This is a genomic window from Aeromonas sp. S11(2024) (assembly GCF_041402345.1).
GTDB lineage: Bacteria > Pseudomonadota > Gammaproteobacteria > Enterobacterales > Aeromonadaceae > Aeromonas > Aeromonas veronii.
Genome location: NZ_JBGLRC010000029.1, coordinates 1 through 13,518, shown reverse-complemented (window position 1 = coordinate 13,518; position 13,518 = coordinate 1). Strand labels below are relative to the sequence as shown.

Here is a 13,518-nt window from a genome sequence, read left to right as displayed (position 1 = left end):
AACCATCTGTATCTTTTAGATCCTAGTATTTTTATCTGCATTTTTTATTTGGAGAAAATAGAAATGAATAAGTTACTGTTAGCTATTCCATTCACTATGTTACTTACTGCTTGTGGACCTACCTCAGTTGAGGATTTTATGAAAGATCCGAAATTACTGAATGAAGCCCTGCAAGAGTGCACCTTGAAAATTGCACAGGGTAAAGATGCCAATTCAGATGAATGTAAAAATGCAATCGCAGCCCAGCAAAAAATGGCTACTAACTTGATGAAAAACATGTTGGGTCAGTAGCTTTCGTTACCCACACGGAATTATTTTAAATTAAGAACTTTTTCTTCCATAATAACGCCACCTGTTATGATATAAACTGAGAGTTTTATCTAATAAGGTGGCAAAATTCAATTATTAAAGTTCGCCTAATTGGCGCAATTACAATGAGGCGTTATCTCAACCCAGTTGAGGAACTGCACAGAATGAGACTGAACGCGATAAACCACTGAGCCTGTGCGTATTCCGGCGAAGTTGAACAGCCATTCCCGGCGTTTTTCAAGGTAGTTGTCGTTTTTTATGCTGCTCGGTGTTCAGGATCGGCCGGAATATGCAGCCTGAGAGTAAACCCATCCGGTGGACGGATGAGTATCAACACTCCATATAAACCTATTATCTTAATGAGGTGTCACCTTGACCCATAAAACCCTGCAGCTCTCTGCACTCTGCTGTGCGGTCAGTCTCATTGCCTCACCGGCTATTGCCGCAAATACGGGCTTCAAAACCCTGACAATCGGCCTGCCCATCACCACACTCCAAGTAGTCAACGATGGTTTGATACGCTATGACTGGCGCAGTGACATTGATGAAGACTTTCGCGGGAAACCGAAGGCGGGCGAGGGATTCCTAGGACGACCAACTACGGGTGAGTATTACTATGCGGTCTACCAACATAAAGTATTCTCCTTCGGCGGAACCATGGCATCGTACCAAGACGACTCCGTTGCTTCTGTCAAACAGGCCAAGGCAGACTTCGAAGAATTAGTCAGTCAGGCGACCAATATCTTGAAAGTCAAACCGGTGATAGTCCGTACAATAAAGGATAAGTCGGTGCCGTTTTTTGAATGTGTAAGCAACAGCATGTGCGGTGATTACAGCGCAACCTATACCATCGGAACCAACGAGGTTTCGATCAATTTGATGCAAGACCGTGATGCTGAGGACGGTGGCCGCCAGCTAAACGCGGGAATGCGCCAGATCCTTGAGTAAAAAGCCTCTTCCTTAAAGTGCTTCTGATGTAACCGTTCACCAGCTGGGGCTAACGGGCTGCACGTTCTGAGAGTAGTAACCAAAGCGAAAACAGAAACAGTCGAGCAGGACACCACCAGTAAGAGAACATTGAGCACCACGCTGCGCTTCAATGGCCATGAATACCCGGTTGGAGAATGGAATAACTTACCGAGCAAGGAGTGGTGGAAGTAATCGGCCATACCCTACCCCACGCGGTAAATTCCTCGGCTATATACAGACATACAGACCCTATAAAAGCCTGCCTTCAGCAGGCTTTGTTGTTATGAAGCTGTGGACTCAGCACAATCGCTGTCGCCACTTTGTCGCCATTTAGGCAAAACAAAAAGGCCACTATTGCTAATGGCCTTTCATAACTCTTTGATTGCTGTACTCAATAAGTGGTGCCCGAGGCCGGAATCGAACCGGCACGACGCGAACGTCGAGGGATTTTAAATCCCTTGTGTCTACCGATTTCACCACTCGGGCACCGCAATCGGTATCAAGCTCGCGTGGCGGGCTTGTCAATATGGAGGCACGTTCCGGAGTCGAACCGGACTAAACGGATTTGCAATCCGCTGCATAACCGCTTTGCTAACGCGCCATGCAAAAGAGAGTTGGCTCTCTATTGTCTGAATTTGGAGCGGGAAACGAGACTCGAACTCGCGACCCCGACCTTGGCAAGGTCGTGCTCTACCAACTGAGCTATTCCCGCATTGGTCTGGCTGACTGCCTGACTACGAAGACGCATTCTAGCGATGTTCCTCGCCCAGTCAACCAGAAATATTTAATTACCTGATCGTTCGGGCGTTTTTTGCCCTTTTTGAACAGTTTTAGCGCCTTTGGCCGTTTCCTGCCTCAAATCAGCGGAAACCTCACCTTGCAGCGCGGGTGACTCACAAGTTGGCGTGGTGGGTCAGATCGCCCCAGGCGGCCTTCATGTACTGGAACATCGACCAGAAGGTGAGCACGGTAGCGACATAGAGCATCACGTAGGCGAGCCACACCATCCAGACGTTGTATTGCCAAATCAGACCGGTGAGCGACACCATCTGGATCATGGTCTTCCACTTGCCAATCCAGCTGACCGCCACCGAGGAGCGTTTGCCGAGCTCGGCCATCCATTCGCGCAGGGCGGAGATGATGATCTCGCGGCCAATCATGGTCATGGCGGGGATGGTCACCCAAATGGTGTTGTAGTGTTCGACGATGACCACCAGTGCGGCGGCGACCATGATCTTGTCGGCAACCGGGTCAAGGAAGGCGCCAAAGGCGGTGGACTGATTGAGCTTGCGAGCCAGATAGCCATCAAACCAGTCGGTGGCAGCGGCCAGAATAAAGATGATGGCGGCAGCCAGATAGGACCATTGATAAGGCAGATAGAACAGGATGACGAAGACGGGAATGAGCAAAATCCGGAAAAACGTCAACAGGTTAGGTATGTTTGTCATTATTTTCAGCCACTTCTTGTACGTCGCTACATAGTGCGCCAAAGCCGATTTGCGATGCAACCGCACTGGCGCCCGTCTTGGTCTTTTTAATCCATCAATCTTCTCAAAATGCGAGGGCCATTATGGCATTTACGGCCCCCCCGCGTCACGGCTCTTGTGCATCAAGGAGTTAGCGATTTTGCCATGCCGCAAATCCTGCTCAGGCGCTGTGCAAGCCATCGTGGATGGTCTGGGCCAGCTCCTGACTGATGCCGGGTACCTTGGCCAGTTCATCCACGCTCGCCTTTTTGACCTCCTGCAGGCCGCCCAGATATTTGAGCAGTGCCTGCCGCCGCTTTGGCCCCACCCCCGGAATATCCTCCAGACTGCTGCTGGTGCGGGCCTTGGCCCGTCTGGCCCGGTGGCCGGTAATGGCAAAACGGTGGGATTCATCGCGAATATGCTGAATAAGGTGCAAAGCGGGCATATCTGCCGGCAAATGCAACTCTTCGTGGCTCTCCCCCATGATGAGAGTTTCCAGCCCGGCCTTGCGGGTGACCCCCTTGGCAATCCCCACCAGCAGCGGATATTTGCCGCCGAGGAACTCCAGCTGACGGGCCAGGATCTCTTCGGCGCGGCGCAGTTGGCCGAGGCCACCGTCAATAAACAGCACGTCCGGCACCTTGTCCGGCTCCTGCTGCTTGCCAAAGCGGCGCTCCAGCGCCTGCTCCATCGCCGCGTAGTCATCACCGCCAGTGATACCGTCGATATTAAAACGACGATATTCCGATGAGAGCGGCCCCTCCCGGTTGAACACCACGCAAGAGGCCACGGTGCGCTCCCCCATGGTGTGGGAGATATCGAAACACTCCATGCGGGCGATGGGGCGCTCCAGCTCCAGCAGCTCTTCCAACTGGTCGTAGCGGGCGGTGATGGTGCTCTTGTGAGCAAGCCGCGATCGCAGCGCCGTCTCGGCGTTGATGGAGGCGAGCTTGATAAAGCGGGCCCGCTCGGCGCGGGTACGGCTTACCACCCGCACCTTGTAGCCTGCGGTTTGGCTCAGGGTCTCGGCGATGACGCTCTCATCCTCCAACGCCACATCGAGCAGCACCTCGCTCGGGATCTGCCGCCCCCCCTGCCCCGACAGATAGAACTGCAGCAGGAAGGATTGCACCACCTCGTCAAGCGGGGTGTCAGCCGGCACTTTCGGGAAGTAGCTGCGCGATCCGAGCACCTTGCCCTGACGGATAAAGAGCACGTGGATGCAGGCCGCACCTTGCTGGAAGGCGACCCCCACCACATCCAGCTCGTCCAGCACGTTGCCGCTCACCGACTGCTGTTCGGTAACCCGGCGCAGCGCCAGGATCTGATCCCGATAGCGGGCTGCCTCTTCAAAGCGCAGATCACAGCTGGCGGACTCCATCTTGCCCACCAGCTCGCCAATCACCTGCTGGTTCTTGCCCGCCAGAAACAGTTTGGCAAGCTCCACCTGCTGGGCATATTCGGCCTCGCTCACCAACCCGGGTACGCAAGGGCCGGCGCAGCGCTTGAGCTGATAGAGCAGACAGGGACGGGTGCGGTTGGCATAGACCGCATCCTCGCACTGGCGTACCGGAAATATTTTCTGCATCAGGTGTAAGCTCTCACGCACCGTGCCGCCAGAGGGGTACGGGCCGAAGTACTCTCCTTTGATCTTGCGGGCACCGCGATGGACGCCGATGCGTGGATGCTGGTGCGCAGTGATGATGATCCAGGGGTAGGATTTGTCGTCCCGCAGCAGCACGTTGTAACGGGGTTGGTACTGCTTGATCAGGTTGTGCTCGAGGATCAGCGCCTCGGTCTCGGTGTGGGTAACTGTGACCTGGATATCGGCGATCTGGCGCACCAGGGTACGGGTCTTGATGCTGTCGACGTTGGTGCGAAAGTAGGAGGCGAGCCGCTTTTTCAGATCCTTGGCCTTGCCCACGTAGATCACGGTGCCACCGCTGTCATACATGCGGTAGACGCCACTTTGATGGGTGACGGCGCTCAGAAACGCCTTGCTGTCGAAGAGAGGTTCGGGAGAGAGGGTCATCAGCTACTCGGCTCACACAAAGGCAAAAATTGACGGGCAGAGCATACTGCCCTCGCCGCCCGAAAAGCAAAGGGGCAGAAAAGCAAAAAGGCGGCACGCGCCGCCTTTGTGACCACACGCCACCCGATTAGAGGGTATCGGCATCCAGCATGCCATAGCGAATGGCCAGATGGGTCAGTTCCACGTCACCGTTGATCCCCAGCTTGCTAAACAGACGATAGCGGTAGCTGTTGACCGTCTTCGGGCTCAGATTGAGCTGCTCGGAGATATCGGTCACCTTCTGCCCCTTGGTGATCATCATCATGATCTGCAGCTCGCGCTCGGAGAGGGACTTGAAGGGATTCTCGTCAGCGGAGGCAAATTGGCTGAGGGCCATCTGCTGGGCAATCTCCGGGGAGATGTAGCGCTGACCGGAGTGCACCAGCCGGATCGCCTGGATCATCTCGTCAGGGGCAGCCCCCTTGGTCAGGTAACCGGCGGCACCAGCCTGCATCACCTTGGTGGGGAACGGATTTTCTGAATGAATGGTCAGCACTATGATGCGCACATCGGGGCGGATCCGCAGAATTTTGCGGGTCGCTTCCAGACCACCAATACCCGGCATGTTCATGTCCATCAGGATCACGTCCGGATGGTGTTGGCGACAGAACGTAACTGCGGTCTCGCCGCTCTGTGCCTCACCCACCACCTTGATCCCGCGCACATCTTCAAGAATGCGTCTTATCCCTGTACGCACCAGCTCATGATCATCGACCAGGAATACATTTATCACCCAAACACCCCGTTTTATCTCGTTTTAGCCGCCCGGTTAGGGTTAACAGGGCGTCTTGCATCATAACCAAACTCGTCGCTTTGGCAAACCATGCACGCCAAAAGTTTGAGAAAACCCATGTTTAGCGTTTAAAATCAAATAATTATATAAATTTTCAAAACAAAAAACGGTGCCTTGCGACACCGTTTTTCATGACTTTAGTGCTGTGGCCATCACTTGGCCAAAAAGGCCCGCACCTTCTCAAGATCGGCCTGGGTATCCACCCCGACCGGCGGCGCTTCAAGGGCCTGGGCGACGTGGATCTTCTCCCCGTACCAGAGCACCCGCAGCTGCTCCAGCGCCTCGACCAGCTCCAGCACGCTCGGTGCCCAGTCTACGTAACGCTGGATAAAGCCGGCGCGATAGGCATAGATACCGATATGACGCTGGTAGTGGTCACCAATCTGCTCATGGCTCTTGGCAAAGCGATCCCGATCCCAGGGAATGCTGGCGCGACTGAAGTAGAGGGCGTAGCCATCCTTGTCAGTCACCACTTTCACTGCGTTCGGGTTGAACGCCTCTTCGGCATCCTTGATCGGCACCGACAAGGTCGCCATCGGCGCCGTGGCGGCGGCCAGATTATCCGCTACCTGACGAATGATGGCGGGCGGAATGAGCGGCTCATCCCCCTGCACATTGACGATGATGGTATCGGCGGCAAAGCCGTAGTGACGGCACACCTCGGCCAGACGCTCGGTGCCGGACTGATGATCCGGTGAGGTCATGCACACCTCTACGCCGGTGCTCTGCAGTGCCTGCTGTACCCGCTCGTCATCGGTGGCAACGATCACCCGATCGGCACCTGATTGCAGCGCTTTTTCCACCACATGCTGCACCATGGGTTTACCATGGATATCCGCCAGCGGCTTGCCCGGCAGACGAGTTGACGCATAGCGGGCAGGAATGACGACGACGAAACTCATGACGGCAGCTCATCGCTGTTGAGCGGACGGGCACGGTTCTCCAGTAGTACCGGGATCCCCTCTTCCAGCGGATAGGCCAGCTTGTCAAAGCGGCAGACCAGCTCATGAACTGCTTTGTTGTAGTGCAGCTTACCCTTGCAGACCGGGCAGGCGATGATGTCGAGCAACTTGATGTCCAAAGCCAAAACGATACTCCTTCAACGATGTCGCGCTGGCGGCTTCATCACGCCAGCGATGGATGTCGAGCAACCAGATATTCCATACGGGACCGCTATTGGTCCACTTCTCCCCCATTCAGGCGAGAGAGATTAATCTTGTGCCCCGGTCGTGCCCTTTGCCTTCGCCCCCAGCTTGTGCAGCAGGGTGTCGAGCAGAGAAGCAGGCAACTCGGCACTGACCGGCAGATACCACCAGTTATCGAGGGCAAACGCGCGGCACTTGACCGCATCCTTCTCGGTCATCAGCAGCGGCTTGCTGGCAAAGCGCCCCACCAGCTCATCCCGATCGAAGGGATGATGATCGCCGTAGGCGGCCTGTTGATCCAGCTGATAGCCGAGCCCTTCGAGGGTGGCAAAGAAGCGGGGCGGATGACCGATCCCAGCCAACGCATCGACCGGCCCCGACAAGGGGGCAGCCAGCGGGGCATCGTCGCGCACCCGGCGCGGGGTGTCGGCTACCAGTTGCATGGGGTACTCCCCCTTGCCCGGCTCGCCGCCGTTGCAGATGATGGCGTCCACCCGTTTGAGACGAGTGACCGGCTCGCGCAGCGGCCCCATGGGCAGCAAGCAGGCATTGCCGAAACGGCGCGCTCCGTCCACCACCACCAGCTCGATGTCGCGGGCCAGCGCATAGTGCTGCAGACCATCGTCGGTGATGATGATATCCACCTCACCGCTCTGCTCCAGCAGTCGTACCGCGTCGGCCCGTTTCGGGGCTACCACCACCGGACAACCGCAGCGCCGGGCAATCAGCACCGGCTCATCTCCGGCCTGCGCCGTGGTGCTGGTCTCATCCAGACGATAGGGGTAATGGGGCGCCTTGCCACCATAACCACGGCTCACCACCCCGGGGCGATAGCCGCGGGCTTGCAACTGCTCCACCAGCCAGACCACCACCGGCGTCTTGCCGTTGCCCCCGACCGAAATATTGCCCACCACGATCACCGGCAAGAAGGAGCGATACCCCTTGCGCCAGCCGTGACGATAGGCGTAGCGGCGACTGCCGCTGATGATGGCAAACAGCAGAGCAAAGGGGGCCAGCAACCAGCGCCAGCCACTTTTGCGATACCAGAGCCGTTCCAGCATCAGGCCTTGCTTCCCGCGTTGCCAAACTGAATGGCGCGCAGCTGGGCATAGGTGCCGCGCTGCTCCATCAATGCTTCGTGGTTTCCGCGCTCGACGATATGGCCTTCGTCGATCACCAGGATCTCGTCTGCCTTCTCGATGGTGGAGAGACGGTGGGCGATCACCAGCGAGGTTCGCGCCTTGCAAAGCTCGTCGATGGCCGCCTGAATGTGGCGCTCGGATTCGGTATCGAGAGCCGAGGTGGCCTCATCTAGCAGCAAAACAGGCGCATCGCGCAGCAGAGCCCGCGCAATGGCAACACGCTGGCGCTGACCACCGGAGAGGGATGCACCGTTCTCGCCAACCACAGTGTCATACCCGTTGCTCATCTTGCTGACGAACTCGTCGGCGTGAGCGATACGGGCGGCCTGCACGATCTGGTCGCGGCTGTATTTGTCTTCTGCCGCGTAGGCGATGTTGTTGGCCACCGAGTCGTTGAACAGGTGGACATGCTGGGAGACCAGCGCGTACTGCTTGCGCAGCTCGCTCAACTTATATTCGCGGATGTTGATGCCGTCCAGCAGGATCTCGCCCTGATCGATGTCGTAGAAACGGGTCAACAGGCTGGCAATGGTACTCTTGCCAGAGCCGGAACGGCCCACCAGCGCCACCGATTTACCCGCCTCCACCTTGAAGCTGACGTTGTGCAGCGCCGGGGTGTCCTTGGTCGGGTAGGTAAAGGTGACGTTGCGAAACTCGATCTCGCCGCGGGCACGTTCCAGAGTGCGGGTGCCGGTATCCTGCTCCGGCTCGCTGTCGAGCAGGCCAAACAGGCTGTGGCAGGCGGTGATGGCCCGCTGGAACTGGTTGTTGACGTCGGTCAGGCTTTTCAGCGGCTTGAGCAGCATCATCATGGAGGTGATCATGACGGTAAACGTACCGGCAGTCAGCTCGCTGCGCACACTGTCGATGGTAGCTACATAGAGGAAGGCAGCCAGCGCGATGGAGGCCACCATCTGCACCACAGGGCTGCCGATGGCATCGGCGGCGACCATTTTCATGGTCTGCTGGCGCATGTTGTTGCTGACCTGGAAGAAGCGTTTCTCTTCAACCTTCTGGCCACCAAACATCAGCACCTCTTTGTGCCCTTTGAGCATCTGCTCGGTGGAGGTGGTGATATCCCCTACCGCCTGCTGGATGTGACGGCTGATCTGGCGGAAACGGCGGCTGATAAGGCCGATGATGACCCCCACCAGTGGGCCAACCACCAGGAAAATCACCGAGAGCTGCCAGGAGTGCCAGAACATCAGGCCGAGCAGACCGACCACGGTCGCCCCTTCCCGCACCAGGGTCACCAGCGTGGTGCTCGCCGCCGAGGAGACCTGACTGGCGTCATAGGTCACCTTGGAGAGCAGATGACCGGTGTTTTGGCGGTCGAAGAAGCTCATCGGCATTGCAACCATGTGATTGAACACCTGCTGTTGCAGACGCATCACAACGTGGTTGCCGACCCAGGCCATGCAGTAGTTGGAGAGAAAGTTGGCGACACCGCGCAGGGCCACGATGCCGAGGACGAAGAAAGGCATCCATTTCAAAACGGTGCTGTCATTGCCATTGATGCCCTGATCGATCAGCGGCTTGATGGAGTAGACAAAGGTGGTATCCACGGCGGCGTAGCCCAGCATCCCGATGATGCCACCGACCAGGCCCAGCTTGCGATCACGGACATAACCGAGCAGGCGTTTGAATACTGGCCAGCTCTCTTGTGAGGTTTCTTGTTGCATGAATAGCCGTTAGTAATGGAAATGACGGGCTATTCTAGCCAAAGCGCAGGCTTACACCAAGCGCCGCCACCTATATCGCATTCCTACACGGCAGAAATGGCGGATTATTGCTCAAACCACACTCGCGGTCGCCACCACTCGCCACTGCGCCGGTACCAAGGCCCCAGATCTCGCTCGGCGGTGACGCTCAAGCCCTCTGCGGTGGGTTCGAGCAGTACTGCCCCTTGCTGACCGGTGATCCACTGGCGGGCATCCCGATAGCGGGTTACTACATCGGGACGGGGAAAGCCCCACTGATTCATAAAACCGGCGCTGTGGATCACCTCCTTTGCCGCCACCGCCGCGACAAACGGGGGCGTGGAGGAGGTGCGGCTGCCATGATGGGGGCTCACCAGCAAGGTGCTGGCCAACCCCTCTCCCTCCAGCGCCACCAGCCGTTACTCGGCCTGCCGTTCAATATCGGCACTCAGAAGCACGCTGCGCTGCCCATCGCTGATACGCACCACGCAGCCATCGTTATTGCGCCCGCCACCGGGGCGCTCGGGCCAGAGCACTGCAAACGAGAGCCCCTGCCAGCGCCACTGTTGCCCACGCTGGCAGAGCGTTGTTCCCTCACTGAAGGGGTAAGAGGAGAGCTCGTGACGCACCGGCATGGCGCTGAGCAGTCGCTTGCGATTGCCGGCATGGTCCCGATCCTTGTGACTGATGATGAGGCGATCGATGACCCGGATCCCCAGATGGCTCAGCTGGGGCAGGATCACCGCGTCCGCCATGTTGTAGCCTCCGGGATAGCGATCACCAGTGTCATAGAGGATGGCACGCTCTCCCTTGCTAATCAGCACCGCCAGCCCCTGCCCCACATCCAGCACCCGCAGTTGCCAGCGGGCAGGCGTTGGCCAGAGTGCCAACACCAGCGCAAAGGCGCCCGGTAACCAGAGCCAACGTGCCGGACGCCACTGTGCGGCGAACCAGAGCAGCAACAGCAGGGTGCAGAGTGGCAGCCACCAGCCGGGCAGTGGCCACCACAGTTGCAGTTGATCGGCGAGCCAGTTCAGGATCGTCAGCACCCACCCGAGCCCCAGATCCGCCAGCCAGAACAGGACATAGGCAAGCGAGGTGGAGAGCGGCGCCAGCAGCACACCGATCAGCGCCAGCGGGATGATGGCGATACAAAAGAGCGGCACAGCCAACAGGTTGATCACCATGGCAAGGGGCGCGATCCCCTCGAACAACGCCAACTGCAGCGGCAGCAGACAGAGTAGCAGCCAGAGCTGGATCTGCCAGAGCCCCGGCTTGTCGTGGACATATCCCACCAGCAGCAGGATGGCCACCGCCAGAAACGAGAGCCAGAAGCCGGCCGAATAGAGGGCGAAGGGATCCCAGAGGGTCAGCACAACAAAGGCCCACAGCCAGATGCGCCAGGCCGGCCACTCCCGCCGACTCCAGCGCAGCACACTCCAAACCAGCACCATGATCAGGGCCCGCTCGGTGGCCACCGCAAACCCGGCCAACGCGCTGTAGACGGCGGCAAACAGCAGGGAGGTGATGATGGCGCCGCGCAGACCAAACAGCCTGCCCAGCCACCACCCGAGCACCGCCACCAGAGCGATGTGTTGCCCTGAGATGGCGATGATATGGGTCAGGCCGCTGCCGCGAAACAGTTCCCACTGGGCATCCGTGATGCCGCTCTGCTCGCCAAAAGTGAGCGCCGCCAGCAAGTGAGCATGGTCAAGCGGACGCCAACTCTCGGTCGCCACCCCCAACCAGCGTTCGCGCCAACCCGCAGGTACCTGCTGAATGTCGATCACCCGCCGCAAATTGCCAGTGGCGGTGATCCCCTTGCCCAGCAGCAGACGCCGCCCATCCAGCCCCGCCTCGTTGGCCAGACCGTGAGCCGGTTTCAACGAGGTCACCAGGGTGATCCGGCTACCTACCGTCATGGCTGGCAATGCTTGGTAGGCATTGACCCGGATCAGGGGCTCAGGTGTCACCGGTTGCTCGTCGAGTGTGCTCACCCGCAGCAGCAGCCGGACAAATTTATCCCCCTCGGGCTCTGCACTTTGCAGCTCTGCGGTTATCATGTGGCTCGTCTGATCGCCCAACCGCTCCAGCCAGGCCAGCCGATAGGCAAGATTGGCCTGCATCCAGAGGATGCCGAGCAGGAGAAACAACCACCGCCAGGCACGGCAATATGCAAGGGGGATCAGCAGGGACAGCAACAGGCCCCCCCATGCGAGTGAAGGTAACCATGGCCAGAGCAGTGAGGAGCTTGCCCCCAGGGCAAACGACAACAGACGCAGATCCATGGAGCAAGTATTTAGCAAGGTTTCAATATGCCCAAACGACTCATTAAACGCTGGATGCCCGATCAGCAAACCCTGAAAGAACACAAGCACCTGCGGCTGTTCGGCAAACTGCTGCTCGATGCCAACCTCTGGCACCTCAACCGTCGCTCGGCAGCCGGGGCATTTGCGGTGGGCCTCTTTATGGCCTGGGTGCCGCTCCCCTGCCAGATGCTGCTGGCCGCCGGAGGCGCCATCCTGTGCCGGGTCAATCTGCCGCTCTCGGTGGCGCTGGTCTGGCTCTCCAACCCCTTTACCATGCCGCCCCTGCTCTATGGCGCCTATCTGGTGGGTTGCCAGTTGCTGGGACATTCGGCGCAGCAGATAGAGATTGAGTTCACCTGGGAGTGGCTGGTCTCGGTTCTGGGCACAGTGGCACCGCCGCTGTTGCTGGGCTCGCTGATCCTTGCCCTGCTCAGTTCTCTTATCGGTTACACCCTGATCCGCACCTTCTGGCGGATCAGCACGGTGCGCCAGTGGCAAAAACGCAAGATGGCCCGCCCATGCTGAGTCGCTGGTTTGCCCGCTTCAAGCTAGATCCCGATACCCTGCGCCAGCAGAAGTGGTTTGCCCTGTTTGGTGAGCGACTGCTTGCCCCAGCCCTCTGGCAAGGGGGCACTCGCGCCCTGAGTGGCGCGGTGGCGGCCGGGATCTTCGCCTGCTGGTTCCCAATCCCGATGCACTCGCTCATCGCAGTCGGTCTGGCGCTGGCATTCAGCCTCAACCTGCCGCTGGCGCTGCTGGCGGTCTGGTTCAACAATCCGCTGACCCTGCCGTTCATGTATCTCTACGCCTATCGCACCGGTTGTCTGGTACTGCACCAGACACCGGAGCCTTTCCACCTCAGCTGGACCCTCCACTGGCTGGAGCAGGAGGCAGCGACCCTGGTGCCCCCCTTCCTGCTCGGCAGCCTGCTGCTGGCGGTACTCACCGCCCTGAGCGGCGGCGCCCTGACCGCGCTGCTGTTGCAACTGCGCAAGCTGTGGCAAGGTGCCCGCCACCACTGAGCCGCCCTTACCCTTGTTTGGCGATCAGCCGTTGGTGTCTAGTCCTGAAATAGGTTTACACATTTTCAACTAGCATTTCTCTACTCAGAACCCCCTATGTACTGCATCGGGGGTTCTGTATTTCAACGCATGATGCGGCCGCTCCGCGTTGTAAATATCCACCGCTTCACGCACCATTTCCCGCGCTTGCGTCAAATCCTGCGGGCTTTGTAGCAATAACTCTCCTTTCAAAATCCCGTTCACCCGCTCCGCCAACGCATTCTGATAACAGTCATACCCATCCGTCATCGAGCATTTCACCCCGTACCGTTCATGTAATGACTGATACAGCCCAGAGCAATACTGCACGCCGCGGTCCGAGTGATGGATGAGTTCACCACCGCCACGTCGTTGCTTCAGTGCTTTCTTGAACGCCATCGCCACCGACTCGGCATGCATTCCTTCGTGTACGTGGTGGCCCACTATCTTGCGTGAGTACGCATCCGTCACCAGGCTCAGGTACAGCGGTCCGCTCCTGGCTGGCAGATAGGTGATATCAGCGACCCAGACCTGCTCCGGGGCCACCGGCGTGACCTGCTCTGGCCCCGCC

At 58.4% G+C, this 13,518-nt stretch carries 11 protein-coding genes, 3 tRNA genes and 2 pseudogenes; 4 read left to right on the top strand and 12 right to left on the bottom strand.

Annotated features, from left to right (window positions below; translation table 11 throughout):
• Positions 1-63 precede the first annotated feature (63 nt).
• Together ACB040_RS17860 and ACB040_RS17855 are read left to right on the top strand one after the other, a co-directional pair.
• Complete coding sequence (locus ACB040_RS17860) at positions 64-291, top strand: EexN family lipoprotein (RefSeq protein ID WP_042655576.1); 228 nt, start codon at positions 64-66, stop codon at positions 289-291.
• Positions 292-681: 390 nt separating this feature from the next.
• On the top strand, positions 682-1,257 hold the full coding sequence (locus tag ACB040_RS17855) for a hypothetical protein (protein ID WP_101531639.1): 576 nt from the start codon (positions 682-684) through the stop codon (positions 1,255-1,257).
• Between the two features lie 420 nt (positions 1,258-1,677).
• Here ACB040_RS17855 and ACB040_RS17850 read toward each other — a convergent pair.
• The 11 genes and pseudogenes from ACB040_RS17850 to ACB040_RS17800 all read right to left on the bottom strand — a co-directional run bounded on the left by ACB040_RS17850 (position 1,678) and on the right by ACB040_RS17800 (position 11,886).
• A tRNA-Leu gene (locus ACB040_RS17850) sits at positions 1,678-1,764 on the bottom strand.
• 41 nt (positions 1,765-1,805) lie between these two features.
• Positions 1,806-1,879: transfer RNA gene (locus ACB040_RS17845), tRNA-Cys, on the bottom strand.
• A gap of 35 nt (positions 1,880-1,914) precedes the next feature.
• Positions 1,915-1,990: transfer RNA gene (locus ACB040_RS17840), tRNA-Gly, on the bottom strand.
• A 181-nt stretch (positions 1,991-2,171) separates the two neighbouring features.
• Positions 2,172-2,726 (bottom strand): CDP-diacylglycerol--glycerol-3-phosphate 3-phosphatidyltransferase, encoded by a 555-nt coding sequence (pgsA, locus tag ACB040_RS17835; RefSeq protein ID WP_031227442.1) that lies wholly within the window; start codon positions 2,724-2,726, stop codon positions 2,172-2,174.
• Positions 2,727-2,925: 199 nt separating this feature from the next.
• On the bottom strand, positions 2,926-4,779 hold the full coding sequence (uvrC, locus tag ACB040_RS17830; protein ID WP_371155877.1) for an excinuclease ABC subunit UvrC: 1,854 nt from the start codon (positions 4,777-4,779) through the stop codon (positions 2,926-2,928).
• Positions 4,780-4,906: 127 nt separating this feature from the next.
• The gene (gene uvrY, locus ACB040_RS17825; RefSeq protein ID WP_005337448.1) at positions 4,907-5,551 is read right to left on the bottom strand and encodes a UvrY/SirA/GacA family response regulator transcription factor; all 645 of its coding nucleotides are present in this window, start codon (positions 5,549-5,551) and stop codon (positions 4,907-4,909) included.
• A gap of 212 nt (positions 5,552-5,763) precedes the next feature.
• Positions 5,764-6,513, bottom strand: a complete 750-nt coding sequence (gene kdsB / locus ACB040_RS17820; RefSeq protein WP_110302991.1) for a 3-deoxy-manno-octulosonate cytidylyltransferase — start codon at positions 6,511-6,513, stop codon at positions 5,764-5,766.
• Positions 6,510-6,698 carry a Trm112 family protein gene (locus ACB040_RS17815; RefSeq protein ID WP_005347033.1) on the bottom strand — a complete coding sequence of 63 codons (189 nt, stop codon included), beginning with the start codon at positions 6,696-6,698 and terminating at the stop codon, positions 6,510-6,512. Before ACB040_RS17815 ends, kdsB begins: the two co-directional genes overlap by 4 nt.
• A 123-nt stretch (positions 6,699-6,821) precedes the next feature.
• The gene (gene lpxK, locus ACB040_RS17810; protein ID WP_199428409.1) at positions 6,822-7,817 is read right to left on the bottom strand and encodes a tetraacyldisaccharide 4'-kinase; all 996 of its coding nucleotides are present in this window, start codon (positions 7,815-7,817) and stop codon (positions 6,822-6,824) included.
• Positions 7,817-9,580, bottom strand: a complete 1,764-nt coding sequence (gene msbA / locus ACB040_RS17805) for a lipid A ABC transporter ATP-binding protein/permease MsbA (protein WP_157160501.1) — start codon at positions 9,578-9,580, stop codon at positions 7,817-7,819. The genes lpxK and msbA overlap by 1 nt, the downstream gene beginning before the upstream one ends.
• A gap of 104 nt (positions 9,581-9,684) precedes the next feature.
• A pseudogene (locus ACB040_RS17800) lies at positions 9,685-11,886 on the bottom strand (DNA internalization-related competence protein ComEC/Rec2).
• Between the two features lie 27 nt (positions 11,887-11,913).
• On the opposite strand from ACB040_RS17800, the gene ACB040_RS17795 reads away from it, so the two are divergent.
• Both ACB040_RS17795 and ACB040_RS17790 read left to right on the top strand, forming a co-directional pair.
• Positions 11,914-12,432, top strand: coding sequence for a DUF2062 domain-containing protein (locus tag ACB040_RS17795; RefSeq protein WP_005350890.1), 519 nt, complete (start codon positions 11,914-11,916; stop codon positions 12,430-12,432).
• Entirely contained in the window at positions 12,426-12,929 is a 504-nt protein-coding gene (locus ACB040_RS17790; RefSeq protein WP_042081972.1) for a DUF2062 domain-containing protein, read from the top strand. Before ACB040_RS17795 ends, ACB040_RS17790 begins: the two co-directional genes overlap by 7 nt.
• A gap of 84 nt (positions 12,930-13,013) precedes the next feature.
• Here ACB040_RS17790 and ACB040_RS17785 read toward each other — a convergent pair.
• A pseudogene (locus tag ACB040_RS17785) lies at positions 13,014-13,518 on the bottom strand (IS3-like element ISAs31 family transposase); the annotation flags it as partial.

Coding starts and splice junctions, on each gene's coding strand:
- ACB040_RS17860 (WP_042655576.1), top strand. CDS start 64: ATGAATAAGTTACTGTTAGCTATTCCATTCACTATGTTACTTACTGCT.
- pgsA (WP_031227442.1), bottom strand. CDS start 2,726: ATGACAAACATACCTAACCTGTTGACGTTTTTCCGGATTTTGCTCATT.
- uvrC (WP_371155877.1), bottom strand. CDS start 4,779: ATGACCCTCTCTCCCGAACCTCTCTTCGACAGCAAGGCGTTTCTGAGC.
- kdsB (WP_110302991.1), bottom strand. CDS start 6,513: ATGAGTTTCGTCGTCGTCATTCCTGCCCGCTATGCGTCAACTCGTCTG.
- lpxK (WP_199428409.1), bottom strand. CDS start 7,817: ATGCTGGAACGGCTCTGGTATCGCAAAAGTGGCTGGCGCTGGTTGCTG.
- msbA (WP_157160501.1), bottom strand. CDS start 9,580: ATGCAACAAGAAACCTCACAAGAGAGCTGGCCAGTATTCAAACGCCTG.
- ACB040_RS17795 (WP_005350890.1), top strand. CDS start 11,914: ATGCCCAAACGACTCATTAAACGCTGGATGCCCGATCAGCAAACCCTG.
- ACB040_RS17790 (WP_042081972.1), top strand. CDS start 12,426: ATGCTGAGTCGCTGGTTTGCCCGCTTCAAGCTAGATCCCGATACCCTG.